The following is a 15,775-nucleotide window of genomic DNA, read 5'->3' as shown; positions in this document are numbered from 1 at the left end:
AGGGTCCGGTGGGTCGGGAACTGTCATCTACAACGCCCGCAATCCCGCGATGACCTCGCGCAGAATCCGTTCGTCGGGCAGCTGCGCCGGGGGCACCGGGCGGCTGATCGTGACGTGGCCCAGATCGAGCAGGTCACCCAGCAGCACCCTGACCACGCCCACGGGCAGGTCCGTCCCGGCGGCGAGTTCGGCGACCGACTGGGTTTCGGTGCGGCACAGGTCGACGAGCGAGCGGTGCTCGGGTCCGAGGGCGGGGTTGCCGTCCGCGGTGGGGCCGCCGGGATCGAGCGTCACGAGTGCGATCAGATCGAAGCGCACTCCGCTGGGGCCGGGCCTGGTGCGTCCGCCGGTCATGGCGTACGGGCGGACGAGAGGTCCGGCCTCGCCGTCGTACCACTGGCTGCCCTGCTCCGGCGGAATGCCTCTGGTGTCCTCGCTCATGGGTGCCGACCGCCTCCTCGGTTCATCCGGCGGCAGGGGGCCGCGTGGCGGCCCGGGGGGCGGTGTAGAGGTGCTCACCGACGCGCTTGACCAGCCGTGCCATCTCGTACGCGACGAGTCCGATGTCGGCGCTCACCGCGGTGAGGACGGCGAGGCAGGAGCCGTCTCCGGCGGCGGCCACGAAGAGGAAGGCGTCGTCCATCTCCACCATGGTCTGGCGGACTCCGCCGACTCCGAAATGCCGCCCCGTGCCCTTGGCCAGACTGTGGAACCCGGAGGCGACGGCGGCCAGGTGCTCCGCGTCCGCGCGCAAGAGGCCGGTGGAGGCGCCCACCGCGAGGCCGTCGTTGGACAGCACCACGGCGTGCCGTACGTCGCCGACGCGTGCCACAAGGTCGTCCAGCAGCCAGTCGAGTTCCCCGGACGGCTGGGCCGGCCTCGTTCTCGGGTCGTGGATCATACGGGGTCTCCTTCAGTGCTGTCGCTGCCCGCTTGCAGGTCGGGGGTGGCCCCGCGGCCGGGCCGTCTGCCGCCGCCGCGCGTCCAGCCGTCGCGGTAGGCCGCCATGCGGTCCCTCACCAGTTCGGGGGTGCGGTCGTCGCTCTGTGGGTCCGGTGCCGGGGACGGCTCGGGGTGGTGTTCCCGCAGTTGGGGCGCCAGACTCGCCTGCCGTATCCGGCGCGGGAGGTCGTCGGAGCCCTCGGAGTCGTTCGGGGGGCGGTGCAGCCGCAAGGTGGTGACTCCCGGGGGTGCGGTTTCGGTCGCGGGTTCCGCGGACGGCCGCCCGGTGGCCGCGAGGACGGGCCGGCCGGAGGTCTCCGCCGCGACCTCACGGGGTGCTCGGGTGCCGTGCACGCGCGCGTGTGCGAGGTGCTCGGCACGTCCCCGGTCCGCCGCGGAGTGGGGGGCGGGTTCCGCCCGGTCGCCGTGCAGGAGGGCGGTGGGCAGCAGGACCACCGCGGTGGTGCCGCCGTAGGGCGAGGTCCTCAGATGCACCTTGATGCTGTGACGTGCGGCGAGCCTGCTGACCACGAAGAGGCCCAGACGGTCGCTGTCGAACAGGTCGAGCGCCTCGGACTGCTCGATGCGCCGGTTCGCCTCGTCCAGGGTCTCCGGACCCATGCCCAGCCCGCGGTCCTCGATCTCCAGGGCGTAGCCGTTGCCGACGGGTTCACCCGTGACGCGCACACGCGTGTGGGGCGGAGAGAACTGGGCGGCGTTCTCCACGAGTTCGGCCAGCAGGTGGGTGAGGTCGGCGACGGCGGCGCCGTCGACGGATGTCTCGGGAAGCTGCCGCACCTCGATGCGCGCGTAGTCCTCGACCTCGGAGACGGCCGCGCGTACGACGTCCGTGAGAGACACCGGCATGCGCCAGGCCCGCCCGGGCGCCGCCCCGGAGAGAATGATCAGGCTCTCCGCGTGGCGCCGCATGCGGGTGGTGAGGTGGTCGAGCCGGAAGAGGTCACCGAGCTCCCCCGGGTCGTCCGAGCGGCGTTCCATGCTGTCGAGCAGGCTCAGCTGGCGGTGCACCAGGACCTGACTGCGGCGGGCCAGGTTGACGAAGACCCCGGAGATGCCGCCGGCCAGCTCGGCCCGTTCCACCGCGGCGCGCAGGGCCGCCCGGTGGACGGTGCCGAGGGCTTCGGCGACCTGACCGGTCTCGTCCTCCGCGGGCGGACCCGAAGGGGCTTCGGCCCGGATGTCGATCTCCTCTCCGGCGCGCAGTCTCCGCATGGCTTCGGGAAGTTTGCGGCGGGCGATCTCCAGAGCACCGTTGCGCAAGCCCACCAGCTCGACCACGAGTCCGCGTCCGATGCGTACGGAGATGACGAGCGAGGCGGTCACGGCGGCGAGGCCCAAGAGGACGGCGGCTCCGGCCGGGGTGAGCAGGCCGCGGCTGTACGGGTCGGCCTGGCCGGCGACGGTGATCGCGGCGTCCCTTTCGATGGCCCGCATTCCGTCCCGTACGCGCGCGTGGGCCCCTTCCCAGGTGGCTGCCGGGGCGGCCGCGCGGGCGTCGGGCGCCGCGGCCAGGACCCTGTCCTCGACCGCGCCGAGCGCGGTGTAGGCGCCGCCCGCGGCAAGTTTCCGCCAGGCGGCACGCTGGGCGGCGGGCAGGTCGGCGACGGCGGCGTCGGTGAATGCGCGGCGGGCGTCGGCGGCGCCGGTGAACAGGCGCAGTCGCTCGCCGGCGAGTCCGCCCGCGCGGCGGGCGCCGGCGAGTACCGCGTCCTCCTGCGCCAGGGCTTCCCGGGCGCGGGAGAACTCGAGCACCACGCGCGCGTCGGAGCCCAGATCGGCTTGCTGGATACCGGTGAGGGCGCCGTCCACTTGGAAGGCGGTGGTGATGGCCCGCGTGTACCGGCCGTACGCGTCGTCCCACCCGGCGCGGCGGTGGAGCACCGCCGTGCGCACGGTGCGCAGGTGCTCCGCCCCGCTGACGAAGTCCTCCAGGCGCTGCGCGACGCCGGAGGGCAGTTCCTGGCCGTCGGCGACGGTGTTGTGGTCACCGAGCCGCAGCCGGGCAACGGCACGGTCGGTGCGGGTGGCGAGGGCCCGCAGGTCGTCGCCCTGTCCGGTGGCCGGATCGCTCGCACAGCGCACGGCGGCCACCCGTTCGACCTGCAGGGCGGTGACGGCGTCGGCGAGCGGGGCGCGCAGCTCGGCGTCCACGCGCTGCGACTGGCGCAGCCGGGCGACGTCCTGGGCGGTGCTGACGGTGGCGTACGCCCACAGGGCGAGCAGGGAGACGACGGGCACCATCAGCAGGGAGACGACCTTGGCCCGTACGGTCCGGGGCCTGATCCGCCGACGTCCCGCGCGCATGGGAGCGGCGCCCGGGGGCGGGCCGGCCGTGCCGTCGGTGTCTTCGTCGGCGGGCCGCCCGGCATGGGCGCGACGGCCGCGCACCGGTGGCGAGGACGGCGTCTGCTCGCCTGGTGTGGTCCTACGGGGTGTACGCATGGCCTTCTCGCTCGGAGGTGGGTGGGACGCGTTCTCGGCGGGGGCGGTCAGCGGGCGGGGCTCTGCACCGGGCGCTGCGCGGAGGCGGATGCCTCGCGTTCCCCCGCCGTCGGCGAGAGGGCGACGAAGGCCGAGGTGATGAACAGGTAGGACCCGAGGCCGACGGTGAGGGGGAAGATGAACTGCATCGCCGTGGCCCCGGGCAGCACCTGGCCGGAGGGGGTGACGTGCACGCGGACCGCGAACATGCCGGTGTAGTGCATGCTGCTGACCGCCGCTCCCATGACGAGAGAGGCCGCGGTGACAGCGATCGGCGACTTGATGTTGAGCCCGGCCCACAGGGCCGCGGTCGCGGCGACCACTGCGATCAGGACGGAGATCCCGACCAGCACCGGGTCGTAGGTCACGTCTCCGTGCAGCCGCACGGCCGCCATGCCCAGGTAGTGCATGCTCGCCACGCCCAGCCCGGTGGTGAGGCCGCCGAGCAGGAGGGCGCGGGTGCGGTCGCGGCTGTAGCCGACGGCGAAGACGCCGACGCAGACGACGACCACGGCGACCAGGAGACTGAGGATGGTCAGCGGCACGTCGTAGCGGATGTCGGTGCCGCTGACGCTGAAGCCGAGCATGGCCACGAAGTGCATGGTCCAGATGCCGGTGCCGATCGCGGATGCGGCGGTGAGCAGCCAGTTGCGGCGTGCCCGGCCGGTGGTGCCGAGCGCGCGGACGGTGCAGCGCAGTCCCAGAGCGGCGCCGATGCACGCCATCACGTACGACAGCGTCGGGGTCAGCCAGCCGAGGGAGGCGTGGTCCAGGTGTCCCATGGCCCCGGGACGCTAGACCCGACAGGGAGGCACAAAGGGGGCGCATTTCGAAAAGTGTTGGAATCTGGCGCAGACGTGCGCCGGAACGATCGCGTCACGCTCGAACATGTGCACAGAGCGCCCCTCCATGTGAGTGAGGGATCATGCGGACCATGAGCGATGACCACACACACGTGCAGGAGTTCTTCGCCGCCCGGGCGGACGACTGGGACAGCAAGTTCCCGGCGGACGGCCCGGCCTTCGCCGCCGCCGTCGCCGATCTCGGGCTGCGCGCGGGCGACCGTGTGCTCGACGCCGGCTGCGGCACGGGACGCGCCCTGGAGCCGCTGCGCTCGGCCGTGGGGCCGTCCGGCGTCGTCATCGGAATGGACCTGACTCCGGCGATGCTGCGGGCCGCCGTTCGCGCGGGGCGGGATCGTCACGCCCGTCTGCTGCTGGCCGATGTCGCCGCGCTGCCGTTGCGGTCCGGGGCGTTCGACGCCGTGTTCGGCGCGGGGCTGATCGCGCACCTGCCGCATCCGGCGGAGAACCTGCGGGAGCTGGCACGGGTGGTGCGGCCCGGCGGCACCCTGGCCCTGTTCCACCCGGTCGGCCGGGCCGCGCTGGCAGCACGGCAGGGCCGCCGGATCACTCCGGACGACCTGCGCGCCGAGGCCAACCTCGGCCCCCTGCTGGCCGGTGCCGGGTGGCGCATGACGTCGTACGTCGACGAGGACGCGCGCTTCCTGGCTCTGGCGGTCCGCGAGGGCTGAACCCCACGGAGGGCCTATCCGACGCCTGCGACCGCCGCCGCGAACGCGTCAGGGTTGTCGAACATGATGTTGTGACCGGCGGCCGGCACGGTCAGTACGCGGACCCCGGCCGCCTCCAGCCGCTCCCTGCCGGGGAGTTCGCCGCTCAGCTCGCCCTGCAGGTACACGCGCTCGATCCCCAGCCCCTCCAGCAGGACGCGCATGACGGGGTCCGAGCCCCTGCGCAGTCCGACGGCGCTGCGGTGCAGTCCCCGCGGGTCGGCCAGCCGCATGGTCGCCGCCCACAAGGGGCCGACCTTCTCCAGCACGCGCGCGTGCCCGCCTGCCACGAACTCATCCTCCTCGTAGGAGGCGATCGAGCTGCTGTCCGCACCGGGCGGCGGGAAGGCGTCGAGGTTGGCTTCCGTGAGAACGAGCCGGGAGACCAGGTCGGGCCGCCGGTGAGCGAGCACGACGGCGACGGAACCGCCCATGCTGTGCCCGATCAGCTCGGCCCCTGTGAGGCCCGCCGCGTCCAGCGCGACCGCCACGGCGTCGGCGTGCTCCTCGAGGGTGTAGCCGAAGTCGTCCGGCCGGTCGCTGACACCGTGCCCGGGCAGGTCGACGAACAGGCTGCGCCGGCCTGCGAGTTCCGGTCGGGCCGCGATGTGGGCGTGGTACACGGCCGAGGTCGCGCCCAGCCCATGGACGTACACGCGCGCGGGATTCGCGCCCGGGGTCTCGGTCCAGCGGATGCGGCTTCCCCTGCCGTCGAACTCGGCCTGCTTCATGACGTCCTCCTCGCTGACACCGATGGCAGCACAATACCTCGGTACCGATGTATTACTTAAGCGAGGTACCTGCGTGGCGTCATACAGCGGGTGTGAAGCAGAATGCGGACATGCTGGAGCTCGCCATCCTGGGATTCCTCTACGACGCCCCGCTGCACGGCTACGTGCTGCGCAAACACATCGCGGCGCTGACGGGTCACGTGCGGCCCATCGCCGAGAGCACGCTGTATCCCGCGATCAAGCGCCTGGAGAAGGCGGGTCTGCTCGCGCGCACCACCGAACCGGGCTCAGTGGCCGCACCGCGTCACGTACTGACGCTCACCGAGGAGGGCAGGCGCGAGCTGCGGCGGCGGCTCACCGAACCGGCCCGGCGGGAGATCACCGACGAGAACCTCTGGTTCACGCTGCTCGCCTTCCTCAGGCACCTCGACGACCCGTCCGCGCAGGCGGCGTTGCTGCGGCGCCGCCTGTCGTTCCTGGAGGAGCCGGCCAGTTTCTTCTACGAAGGTGACCGCCCGTTGCGTGCCGAGGAACTGGACGATCCGTTCCGGCGCGGCATTCTCACCATCGCCCGCGCCACGAGCCGGGCGGAACTCACCTGGCTGCGCGAGACCCTCGCCTCACTCGAGGGAGTCGGCCGCTGAGGTGCCGGTGTGCCGCACCGGGCAGCCCCGCACGCCGGGCACCGGGCGGGTGCCCAGGTCGGCCAGCCGGTAGCCGTTCGGGTAACCCTTGATCTCCCAGTTCTGCCGACCGTAATGGGGTGTGCGGCGCGGCGGGAGCAGCCGGACGAGGCGTCCCCGCATCCGGACGGCGCGTCGCACGACCGTGGTGGTGACGGGGGCGGGCGGCTCGTAGCGGAAGGCCTTCAGCAGTGGTTCGTCGAGAAGGGCGAGCGTCGCGGCGCGCAGCACCGGCGCCATGGGTTTGGGGTACCAGGACGTCATGAGGTCGAGCGTGGCGTCGGAGACCCGGCGCGACTGCTCGTCCCAGGCGAAGTGGGCCTCCTCGTAGGCGTCGAGACAGTCCTCGAACTCCTCGTAGGACTCCGGCAGGTCCGTGATGCCCATGTGCCGGCCGAGCGTGCGGTAGTAGACGGTGGCGGCAACGATCTCGTGCCGGGACATCCGGCGCCAGCCATAGGCGTCGATCCACCTCTTCGGTGTCACGACGAAGGTGCACAGCACGTAGCGCATGTCGTCGTTGCTGATGTCGTAGGCGCGGTGCATCTGGTTGATGCGGCGGATCGCCGTGCGTCCCTGGACGGAGGCGAAGCCGTGTTCGACGACGGCGTCGAGGAGCAGCGACGTGTCGTCGTAGCGCTTCTGCGTCCGGTCCGTGAGCTCCGCCGTCTCGGCGAGCAGCCGGCCGATGCTCGGCACGGCGTAGGTCCGGTACAGGGCCAGCTCCAGGGCCCGGGCGAAATCCCAGGGAAACTCGAGACTGGCGCTGATCCGGTAGATCTCCACGGCGTCCGCCACCGGATCCATCCGGCGGATCCGTTCGAGCCGCTCGTAACGCTTCACCGCGTCATCCCCCTTTTGCCACCGAGGCTCCAACTCTACGTTGAGGAGGGGCGGATGGACGATCAGCCGGAGAAGGCCACGCAGGGGAAGGCGGCTCGTATGTGGGACAGGATCCGCGAGAAGATCGCCGGGCTGGGCGTCTCCGCGCGCGTGGACGCGGGTGGAGATCGCGAAAAGGGCACGCACAATGTGTTCGACGCCGCGGCCGCCTATGTGTCGGCCAGTGCGGAGGACGACCAGGACGGGATCGAGGAGGCCGCTTCCTGGGTGTCGCCGGAGGCGCTGTCGTTCGGGGTGAGCGAGCTGGCGTGCCGGGCCGTCATCGCACTGGCCCGGGAACGGAACGAGTCTCCGCGCAAGGTGGCCCGTGACCTGCTCGGGCTGCCCGTGGCCTGACCGGCGTCCGACGGACGGCTTTTCACCCGTTTTCCCGGTGGAGGACCGCGAGAAGACCGCAGCTCCGCGTGTGGAGGGAGTCGTGACAACCGCGTTCTGCGCCCACTAGGGTGCGCGCCGTTGGACGAACCACTGGGGAGGCTGGGATGGCCGGGACGGATGAGGTCGTCGCCACCGCGGACGATGCGCTGTACGTACTCACGGCGGTACTGCTGACGCCGGCGCAGTTTCCGGGCGTGCTGGGCGACGACTACCCGGAGGCGTGCGCCGCGCTGGACCTGGCGCCGCGCGCCGACGGCTACGGCCTGGTGCTCGGGCAGGACGGCGACGGCTCCCGCTGGACGGTCGTCATCGACGACGTCTCGCTGGTCGCCGTGGCGATCGCGTCCTGGGACTGCGGCATGGAGTACGAGCTGTCGCCCGACGAGCGCTCGGTCGTGACCGCGCTGCCGGGCTGGCCCCTGGCGGTCGCCGTCGCCGCACCGAACGTGCCGGCACCGCACGACCCCGGCCCAGAGGTCGCGGACCGGCCCCCGCTGGCCCCGCCGGACACCACCTCCTGGGGACCGGCCCAGCGGCGTCTGGGCGCCGACGAGATCGCCCTGCAGTGGGCCGTGTGGCGGGGGCAGATCGACGACGCGAACTTCCAGCCGCCGGGCGGCTCGGCCGCGCCACGGGACGGCGGGAAGGGCAGCCGGGAGGACGGAACGGATGCTCCGACGCCGGGTCACCCCGGCATCCGGCGCGTACTCGCCGAGGCACACGCCTACGTGGACACGCCGCCCCCGCTCGGGCGGGTCCGCTCGTCGTTCGCCCCGGGGAACGCCCGGACGCTGCGCGTCGACGGCCCCGGCTGGTCGATGGTGGCCCGCACCGACGACATGGCTTTCGTGCTGCTCGACGACAAACCCGGGGAGGTCCTGCCGGTGGGTCGGGGCCCCGAGTTGCCCGGTCTGCTGGAGGCGCTCGACAAACTGGCCGTGCGGCCCATGTGAGGCCGTCCCCGGGCGTGCCCGACACGGGCGGCGCGCGTCGGCGGTCATCGGGGTTCCTGGGCACGTGGTCGTTCGTGGCCGTGCGACGGGTGGCGAGGGTGCGCGGAACGAACGGCACCGTCGCGAAGACGGCGTCCAGGGAGACCGAGTTCGGCGCAGCGTCCCTCCCGCAGGTACGCGGGCCGGGCCCAGGACGCCGCGGCGCGGGTGACGAGTTCCGGATCGTCGCAGCTGAGCGCGGTCTGCCGGACCCCAGGCGGCCACTGCCGCCCGGGTGGTCGGCTCCCGCCCTGTCCAGGGGACGCGGAATTGCGCGGGAGACACGCGAGACACTCCGGGCGGCAGCGCGCCTCAGCGGCCGAGTTCCTTGCGCGTGACACGGCGCAGCCTGCGGCGCTGCGACGGATCCAGGGCGAGGTAGGCGGCCACCGGCACTCCCACGATGATCAGGAACGAGATCCACCAGGGCAGCCATATGAGCAGGATGAGCCCGACCGCCACACCTCCTGCGGCGATCTTCGCGTTGTTCGACATGAGCGTCGCCTCCTTCACGGCCACTGCCGCTCTCTGATGTGGAAACGGGTCCGCGCTTCCAGCGGTTCCGCTCCGCGACCCTGAGACGTCCCTGAGGCTCGACCCTTACCCGTCCCTGAGGGCCCGCTCCCCGGCCGGATCCGGTGGGCGGCGCCGCCTCAGGGCAGCGTGCCCGGGACCGCGCTGAGGAACGACTCGAAGCCGCTCGGCACCTCGCTCGGCAGCCCACTGGGGAACACCGACGGCAGACCGCTCGGCAGCCGGGAGGGCAGCCCCGACGGCAGCCCGCTGGGCAGTTCGGTCGGCAGCCGGAACGAGGGCCTGGGCGAGTCACTGGAAGCGGCGCTGCCCGCAGGGCGCTGGTCGTCCGAGGGACCGTCGCCGCCGGAGGCCGTCAGGGCCACGGCGAGGACCGCCCCGGCCACCGCGAGCACGGCGAGGACGCCGAAGAGCGGGCCCCGGCGCCTTCGCGGGCCGGGGTCGGGGCCACCGGCAGGCGGTCCGAAGCCGCCGCCCGGTGGTCCGGGCGGCGGAGGCGGTACGGCCGGTGGCGGCGGTGCGGACGGTGGGGTCATGCCGTCCACCATCGCCGCGTACGGCCCGGGAGGCGACCGGCGCACGGTGGTTGATACCGGCTCGGACCATGGACCGCACGATTCCGGGGCATTGCGCGCGCGGGCCGCACCACGGCACGCGCGCGTAGCACGTCACCGGTAGACGCGCGCGGGGTCAGCCGCGCGCCCCCAGCAGGTGGTCCATGGCCAGCTGGTCGAGGCGCTCGAAGGCCATCCCGCGCGCGGCGGCCGCCTCCACGTCGAAGTCCTCGAAGGCCGTGCGGTCGGCGAGCAGCGCCTGCAGACCGTCCGCCGCGGTGGGCTGCGCCAGCTCGTCCAGGCGCGAGGCGCGCAGTGCCTCCTGGACCTCCGGGTCGGCACGGAAGGCCGCCGCGCGCTCCTTCAGGACGAGGTAGTTGCGCATGCAGCCGGCCGCCGACGCCCACACCCCGTCGAGATCCTCGGTCCGGGGCGGCTTGAAGTCGAAGTGACGGGGGCCGTCGTAACCGGCGCTCTCCAGGAGGTCGACCAGCCAGAAGGCGGCCCGCAGGTCACCGGCGCCGAAGCGGAGGTCCTGGTCGTACTTGATGCCGGACTGGCCGTTGAGGTCGATGTGGAAGAGCTTGCCCGCCCACAAGGCCTGGGCGATGCCGTGCGGGAAGTTGAGCCCGGCCATCTGCTCGTGGCCGACCTCGGGGTTGACGCCGTACAGCTCCGGGCGCTCGAGGCGCTCGATGAAGGCCAGCGCGTGACCGACGGTGGGCAGCAGGATGTCGCCGCGCGGCTCGTTCGGCTTGGGCTCAATGGCGAAGCGCAGGTCGTAGCCCTGGGAGGTGACGTACTCACCGAGCAGGTCGAAGGCCTCCTTCATGCGGTCCAGGGCGACGCGCACGTCCTTGGCGGCACCGGACTCGGCACCCTCGCGGCCGCCCCAGGCCACGTACGTCTTCGCGCCCAGCTCGACCGCCAGGTCGATGTTGCGGATGGTCTTGCGCAGGGCGTAGCGCCGCACGTCACGGTCGTTGGCGGTGAACGCGCCGTCCTTGAAGACCGGGTGCGTGAAGAGGTTGGTGGTGGCCATCGGCACGGTCATCCCGGTCGTGTCCAGGGCCTGGCGGAACCGCTTGATGTGCGACTCGCGCTCGGTGTCCGAGGACCCGAAGGGGATCAGGTCGTCGTCGTGGAAGGTCACCCCGTAGGCGCCGAGCTCGGCCAGTCGCTGCACCGTCTCGACCGGGTCGAGGACGCGGCGCGTGGCGTCGCCGAACGGGTCCCGTCCCTGCCAGCCGACGGTCCACAGGCCGAAGGTGAACCTGTGCTCGGGGGTGGGCTGGTAGCTCATGCCGCGGCTCCTTGCTCGCTTGCGACTATTTCGTCATGGCGATTTACAAATTAGTATGCGCTCGCGTCCCTGGGAAGGGACAGGATGTCCTCGAGGCCTGAACTCGAGACCAGATCCCGCGAGCCGCGGAAAGAGGGAGAGCCCGATGTCAGCAGCCGAGGGTCCGCTCGTCGTCGGCGTGGACTCGTCCACCCAGTCCACCAAGGTCCTGGTCGTCGACGCGGCCACCGGGCAGGTCGTGGCGAGCGGCCAGGCGCCGCACACCGTCTCCTCCGGCGCCGGCCGGGAGAGCGACCCCCGACAGTGGTGGGAGGCCCTGTGCACGGCGCTGCACCAGTGCGGGGACGCGGCCCACGAAGCGGCCGCGGTGTCGATCGGCGGCCAGCAGCATGGCCTGGTCACCCTGGACGCCCGGGGCGAGCCGGTGCGTCCGGCGCTGCTGTGGAACGACGTGCGCTCGGCGCCGCAGGCCCGTCGGCTCGTCGAGGAGGTGGGCGGCCCGAAGGCCTGGGCGGAGCGGACCGGCAGTGTGCCCGGCGCGTCGTTCACGGTCACGAAGTGGGCCTGGCTCGCTGAACACGAGCCGGACGCGGTCCGTGCCGCCAAGGCCGTCCGGCTGCCGCACGACTACCTCACCGGGCATCTGACCGGTCAGGGGACCACCGACCGCGGCGACGCCTCCGGTACGGGCTGGTGGGCGTCCGGCACCGAGGCGTACGACGAGGAGATCCTCGCGCACGTGGGCCTCGACCCGGCGCTGCTGCCGCGGGTGGTGCGGCCGGGCGAGGTGGCCGGGACGGTGCGCGACAGCCACGACCTGCCGTTCTCCAAGGGCACCCTCGTCGCCCCCGGCACCGGCGACAACGCGGCTGCCGCGCTGGGCCTCGGGCTGCGCCCGGGCACTCCGGTGCTCAGCCTCGGCACCTCGGGCACGGTGTACGCCGTCTCCGAGAACCGCCCCGCCGACCCGAGCGGCACCGTCGCGGGTTTCGCCGACGCGCGCGGGGACTGGCTGCCGCTGGCCTGCACCCTGAACTGCACCCTCGCGGTCGACCGGGTGGCGGCCCTGCTGGGCCTGGACCGCGAGGCCGTGGAGCCCGGCACCTCCGTCACGCTCCTGCCGTACCTCGACGGTGAGCGCACCCCGAACCTGCCGGACGCCTCCGGTCTCCTGCACGGCCTGCGTCACGACACGACCGCCGGGCAGCTCCTGCAGGCGGCGTACGACGGCGCCGTGCACGCTCTGCTCGGCGCGCTGGACCTGGTGCTCGACGAGGACGCGGACCGCACGGCACCGCTGCTGCTGATCGGCGGCGGGGCGCGGGGCGCGGCCTGGCAGCAGACGGTACGGCGTCTGTCGGGACGGCCGGTGCAGATCCCCGAGGCCAGGGAACTCGTCGCGCTCGGCGCCGCGGCCCAGGCGGCCGCCCTGCTGACCGGTGAGGACCCGGCCGCGGTCGCGCGCCGCTGGAACACCACGGCCGGGCCGGTGCTGGAGGCCGTGGAGCGGGACGAGGAGACGCTGGCCCGTATCTCCGGGGTACTCTCCGACGCGGCGCCGCTGCTGGAGCGGGGGGCGGGCGGGCGCTGACCGTCCGTCGCCGGGGGCACGACGGCGCGGGGACCACGTGGCCGTACGGCGTGCCGACGGGCTGACGCACTGACCGGACAGACGGACCGAGGACTGACTTCAGGCATGAGCGCACCGCTGCACGAGGCTCGCCCGGCCGGCCCTGGCCGGGCGCTGCCGGACACCCAGCAGGGCATGCGCCGCCGCAACCTCGCCCGGGCGATGCATGCCGTCCGCGCCGAAGGGCCGCTCTCGCGCGCCGCCGTCGCCTCACGCATCGGTCTGACACGGGCTGCGGTGTCCACCCTGGTGGACGACCTGATCCGGTGGGGGCTGCTGGAGGAGCTGGGCCCCGAGCGGCCGGGCCGCGTGGGCCGCCCCGGGTCGGCGCTCGCGGTCAGTGGCCGGGGGCCGGCCGGGATCGGCGCGGAGGTCGGCGTCGACCACCTCTCGGTGTGCGCGGTCGACCTGCGCGGCGAGGTCCGGGCCCGGGCCGTCCGGCGCCGCGTGAACCGTGGCCGTGCGCCCGGCCCGGTGCTCGAGGAACTCGACGCTCTCGTCCGCCGGGTCGTCGCGGAGGCGGAGCAGGAGGGGCTGTGGCCCGCCGGTCTCGCGGTCGCGGTGCCCGGTCTGGTGGCGCGGGACGATCGTACGGTCGTACGCGCCCCCAACCTCGGCTGGCACGACACGGACCTCGCGGCCCTGCTGCCCACCGGCGTCCCGCTGACCGTGGACAACGAGGCCAACTTCGGTGCCCTGGCCGAACTCTGGCTCGGGGCGCACACTCCTGGTGACTTCCTGCATGTGTCGGCGGAGATCGGCATCGGTGCCGCGGTCGTCGTGGACGGCCGGCTGCTGCGCGGCACGCGGGGGTTCGCGGGCGAGCTGGGCCATGTACCGGTCCACCCGGACGGGCCCCGGTGCGCGTGCGGCGGGCGCGGCTGCCTGGAGCAGTACGCCGGAGAGGAAGCGGTTCTGCGCGCGGCGGGGCTCGAACCGGGCGAGGACCTGGTCGGGCTGCTCGCCCGGCGGGCCGACGAAGGGGACACGGGCGTGCGGCAGGCACTGCGGGACGCCGGCACGGCCCTCGGTATAGCCCTGACCGGGGCGGTCAACCTGCTCGACCCCGAGGCCGTCGTCCTGGGCGGCGCGCTGGCCGGGCTGTCTCCGTGGCTCCTGCCGTCGTTGGAGGCGGAGCTGGCGAGCCGGACGGCGGGGCCCGTCTGCCCGGTGTCGGTGTCCCGCCTCGGACCCGAGGGACCGCTGCTCGGCGCCGCACACTCCGTGATACGCGCGGTGCTCGACGACCCGGCGACGGTGGCGGTGCGGCAATGAGCGGTACGTGGATGCCCCGCGAGGAGTGGGTCAAGACCCAGCCGCAGGCTCTCCTCGCCTCCTGCGTCGTGCTGCTGGACGGCCGGGGCCGCGTCCTGCTGCTGCGCTACGGGCCCGGTCAGCCGACCGCCGGCACCTGGTGGCTGCCCGGCGGGATGGTCGACCGCGGCGAGGACCCCTGGGCTGCGGCGCGGCGGGAGATGCGGGAGGAGACGGGCATCGAACTCGGCCCCGTGCCCAAGCTGATCGGCATCGACCACCGGGTGGACGTACTGGGGACCGGACCGGTCCTCGACTGCTTCTTCCACGGCGGCACCCTTGAGGGCGAGGCACGCGTCCGGCTCAGCGCCGAGCACGACCGCTACGGGTGGTTCGCTCTCGACGAGCCGGTCGCCACGCCGCTCACCGCGCGCCTGCCCACGCTCGTCGCCCTGCGCACCGCCGCCCTGTCCGGAACCGTCACCTGTCTGCGGGAGGGCGACCCTCTGTGACCCCTGGCTGTGAACCGTGGTCGCGATCCGCCTGCGTGTCCCGCTTCCACGGGCCGACGGCGAGTTTCCCCGTGGTGCCCAGGTCCAGTTCCGGTGTCACCATCACCGGCGCAGCCCCTGGCTTCGCCCAGACCCTGACGTAGGGGACGTCGACCGCGGCACCGGACAGCACGGTGTTGCGCCACACCAGGCCGGCGTGGGCCGCCTCGCCCGGCTTCAGGGACACGGGGCGGGCCGGACCGTCGGCCCCGGTGCCGGTCGCGATGCCGGAGCCGTCGTGCAGGATCCGCAGGCCGGTGACCGGCCTGTGGTCCTCGCCGAGGGGGCTCACGCGGGGATAGCCGGTGAGGCGCTGGGTCCGGTGCCCGCAGTTCACCGCATGGAGCCCGACCACTCGCAGGCCCATGGCGGCATCGCCCTCGTCGGCGTACAGACGCAGTCCCGAGGAGGGGCAGGGACCGCCCGGGGCCGGAGCCTCGTCGGCAGGGACGCTCCTCACCTTCTCGACACGCACCCGTGACCAGCCCTGTGCGCCCAGCAGCGGTTCGCCGCCGCCGACGGTGCCGGTCACCGTACGGCCGGCCGCGACGGACGGCACGGTCCGGTCGGTGTCGCCCATCCGTGATCCGGAGTCGGACAGGAAGGCGAAGGTGACCGTGTAGGTCAAGGGTTCACCAGCACGGTTGGTGATCTGGAACGCGGCGCAGTCCCGTGCTCCGTCACTCCCCTGATCCGTGATGCTGACACCGTCCGTCTCCTCGTCCGCGGGCTCGGAGGCCGTGCCGGGCCGCGAGGAGAGTTCCGCGTCGCACGTGGGGACGTCGGTCGGGCCGGCGGCAGTCTCCTTCTGGGCGCAGGAGGTGAGGAGCAGTAAGCCGGTGACGACACAGAGACCGGCGGGGAGGGTACGCATCCGACGAGTCGATCAGGACGGGCTCACAGCGGGCTGTGGCGGAAGCCACTCCTCCGGTCACAGCACTGTCACAGGGACATCGAAGCCGATCGCACCCCTTCTGACTCTCCCTCCACTCACCTCGCCGACGCGGGTTTCAGCGGTTCGGGCGGCCGAGTTGTCCACAATGCCGCTGTCATCCACGGATCGGCCCGGGGCTCTTCTGCCCAATCGCCGGGCGCCGTACGGTGCTTGAGGCGAGGCACCCACCACGGCCGGACGTGGGTGGCGTGACGAGGACTACGAGCGCGCCCGGATGCACTGAGCTGGAAGTGTGTCAGTTCGCAACCCGGGCCGCCGCATCGCCGTTGGCCAACCTGTGCGACACCGAC

At 73.1% G+C, this 15,775-nt stretch carries 17 protein-coding genes; 7 read left to right on the top strand and 10 right to left on the bottom strand.

What is annotated here, in order from left to right; all coding sequences use genetic code 11:
• Positions 1-27: 27 nt before the first annotated feature.
• Genes ACFY0F_RS07810 through ACFY0F_RS07795 form a run of 4 tightly spaced genes read right to left on the bottom strand, consistent with a single transcriptional unit; the run spans position 28 to position 4,226 of the window.
• The gene (locus ACFY0F_RS07810) at positions 28-441 is read right to left on the bottom strand and encodes a DUF742 domain-containing protein (protein WP_388790507.1); all 414 of its coding nucleotides are present in this window, start codon (positions 439-441) and stop codon (positions 28-30) included.
• A 22-nt stretch (positions 442-463) separates the two neighbouring features.
• Complete coding sequence (locus ACFY0F_RS07805) at positions 464-901, bottom strand: roadblock/LC7 domain-containing protein (RefSeq protein WP_388790505.1); 438 nt, start codon at positions 899-901, stop codon at positions 464-466.
• Positions 898-3,405: a nitrate- and nitrite sensing domain-containing protein gene (locus ACFY0F_RS07800; protein ID WP_388790502.1), complete on the bottom strand. Its 2,508-nt coding sequence runs from the start codon at positions 3,403-3,405 to the stop codon at positions 898-900. The genes ACFY0F_RS07805 and ACFY0F_RS07800 overlap by 4 nt, the downstream gene beginning before the upstream one ends.
• 47 nt (positions 3,406-3,452) lie before the next feature.
• The gene (locus ACFY0F_RS07795) at positions 3,453-4,226 is read right to left on the bottom strand and encodes an MHYT domain-containing protein (protein ID WP_388790499.1); all 774 of its coding nucleotides are present in this window, start codon (positions 4,224-4,226) and stop codon (positions 3,453-3,455) included.
• A gap of 152 nt (positions 4,227-4,378) precedes the next feature.
• Between ACFY0F_RS07795 and ACFY0F_RS07790 the strand changes: the two genes are divergently transcribed.
• The gene (locus ACFY0F_RS07790; protein ID WP_388790496.1) at positions 4,379-4,978 is read left to right on the top strand and encodes a class I SAM-dependent methyltransferase; all 600 of its coding nucleotides are present in this window, start codon (positions 4,379-4,381) and stop codon (positions 4,976-4,978) included.
• Positions 4,979-4,992: 14 nt separating this feature from the next.
• Here ACFY0F_RS07790 and ACFY0F_RS07785 read toward each other — a convergent pair whose 3' ends face one another.
• Positions 4,993-5,748: an alpha/beta fold hydrolase gene (locus ACFY0F_RS07785; protein WP_388790493.1), complete on the bottom strand. Its 756-nt coding sequence runs from the start codon at positions 5,746-5,748 to the stop codon at positions 4,993-4,995.
• A 110-nt stretch (positions 5,749-5,858) separates the two neighbouring features.
• Here ACFY0F_RS07785 and ACFY0F_RS07780 point away from each other — a divergent pair, with 110 nt between their 5' ends.
• Positions 5,859-6,392 (top strand): PadR family transcriptional regulator, encoded by a 534-nt coding sequence (locus ACFY0F_RS07780; RefSeq protein ID WP_388791317.1) that lies wholly within the window; start codon positions 5,859-5,861, stop codon positions 6,390-6,392.
• Here ACFY0F_RS07780 and ACFY0F_RS07775 read toward each other — a convergent pair.
• Positions 6,369-7,274 carry an oxygenase MpaB family protein gene (locus ACFY0F_RS07775; RefSeq protein ID WP_388790490.1) on the bottom strand — a complete coding sequence of 302 codons (906 nt, stop codon included), beginning with the start codon at positions 7,272-7,274 and terminating at the stop codon, positions 6,369-6,371. The two genes, ACFY0F_RS07780 and ACFY0F_RS07775, sit on opposite strands and share 24 nt — an antisense overlap.
• Positions 7,275-7,373: 99 nt before the next feature.
• Here ACFY0F_RS07775 and ACFY0F_RS07770 point away from each other — a divergent pair, with 99 nt between their 5' ends.
• Positions 7,374-7,670, top strand: coding sequence for a hypothetical protein (locus tag ACFY0F_RS07770; protein ID WP_388791315.1), 297 nt, complete (start codon positions 7,374-7,376; stop codon positions 7,668-7,670).
• A gap of 146 nt (positions 7,671-7,816) precedes the next feature.
• On the top strand, positions 7,817-8,665 hold the full coding sequence (locus ACFY0F_RS07765) for a hypothetical protein (protein ID WP_388790488.1): 849 nt from the start codon (positions 7,817-7,819) through the stop codon (positions 8,663-8,665).
• 351 nt (positions 8,666-9,016) lie between these two features.
• Here the strand turns inward: ACFY0F_RS07765 and ACFY0F_RS07760 are convergent, their stop codons facing one another.
• The 3 genes from ACFY0F_RS07760 to xylA all read right to left on the bottom strand — a co-directional run bounded on the left by ACFY0F_RS07760 (position 9,017) and on the right by xylA (position 11,095).
• Positions 9,017-9,199 (bottom strand): hypothetical protein, encoded by a 183-nt coding sequence (locus tag ACFY0F_RS07760; RefSeq protein ID WP_388790485.1) that lies wholly within the window; start codon positions 9,197-9,199, stop codon positions 9,017-9,019.
• 158 nt (positions 9,200-9,357) lie between these two features.
• On the bottom strand, positions 9,358-9,774 hold the full coding sequence (locus ACFY0F_RS07755) for a hypothetical protein (RefSeq protein WP_388790482.1): 417 nt from the start codon (positions 9,772-9,774) through the stop codon (positions 9,358-9,360).
• Between the two features lie 154 nt (positions 9,775-9,928).
• Entirely contained in the window at positions 9,929-11,095 is a 1,167-nt protein-coding gene (gene xylA / locus ACFY0F_RS07750; RefSeq protein ID WP_388790481.1) for a xylose isomerase, read from the bottom strand.
• A 145-nt stretch (positions 11,096-11,240) separates the two neighbouring features.
• Here xylA and xylB point away from each other — a divergent pair, with 145 nt between their 5' ends.
• The 3 genes from xylB to ACFY0F_RS07735 all read left to right on the top strand — a co-directional run bounded on the left by xylB (position 11,241) and on the right by ACFY0F_RS07735 (position 14,491).
• Positions 11,241-12,686: a xylulokinase gene (xylB, locus tag ACFY0F_RS07745; protein WP_388790478.1), complete on the top strand. Its 1,446-nt coding sequence runs from the start codon at positions 11,241-11,243 to the stop codon at positions 12,684-12,686.
• Between the two features lie 105 nt (positions 12,687-12,791).
• The gene (locus tag ACFY0F_RS07740; protein WP_388790475.1) at positions 12,792-14,000 is read left to right on the top strand and encodes an ROK family protein; all 1,209 of its coding nucleotides are present in this window, start codon (positions 12,792-12,794) and stop codon (positions 13,998-14,000) included.
• Positions 13,997-14,491 (top strand): NUDIX hydrolase, encoded by a 495-nt coding sequence (locus ACFY0F_RS07735; RefSeq protein ID WP_388790473.1) that lies wholly within the window; start codon positions 13,997-13,999, stop codon positions 14,489-14,491. The genes ACFY0F_RS07740 and ACFY0F_RS07735 overlap by 4 nt, the downstream gene beginning before the upstream one ends.
• On the opposite strand, the gene ACFY0F_RS07730 is transcribed toward ACFY0F_RS07735, so the two are convergent.
• Complete coding sequence (locus ACFY0F_RS07730; RefSeq protein WP_388790470.1) at positions 14,460-15,404, bottom strand: DUF4232 domain-containing protein; 945 nt, start codon at positions 15,402-15,404, stop codon at positions 14,460-14,462. The two genes, ACFY0F_RS07735 and ACFY0F_RS07730, sit on opposite strands and share 32 nt — an antisense overlap.
• Positions 15,405-15,775: the final 371 nt, after the last annotated feature.

This window comes from Streptomyces sp. NPDC001544 (genome assembly GCF_042894285.1).
In the GTDB taxonomy this organism is placed as follows: Bacteria; Actinomycetota; Actinomycetes; order Streptomycetales; family Streptomycetaceae; genus Streptomyces.
Note: the sequence above shows the minus strand (reverse complement) of the source record. Positions and strands in the feature narration are given on the sequence as shown.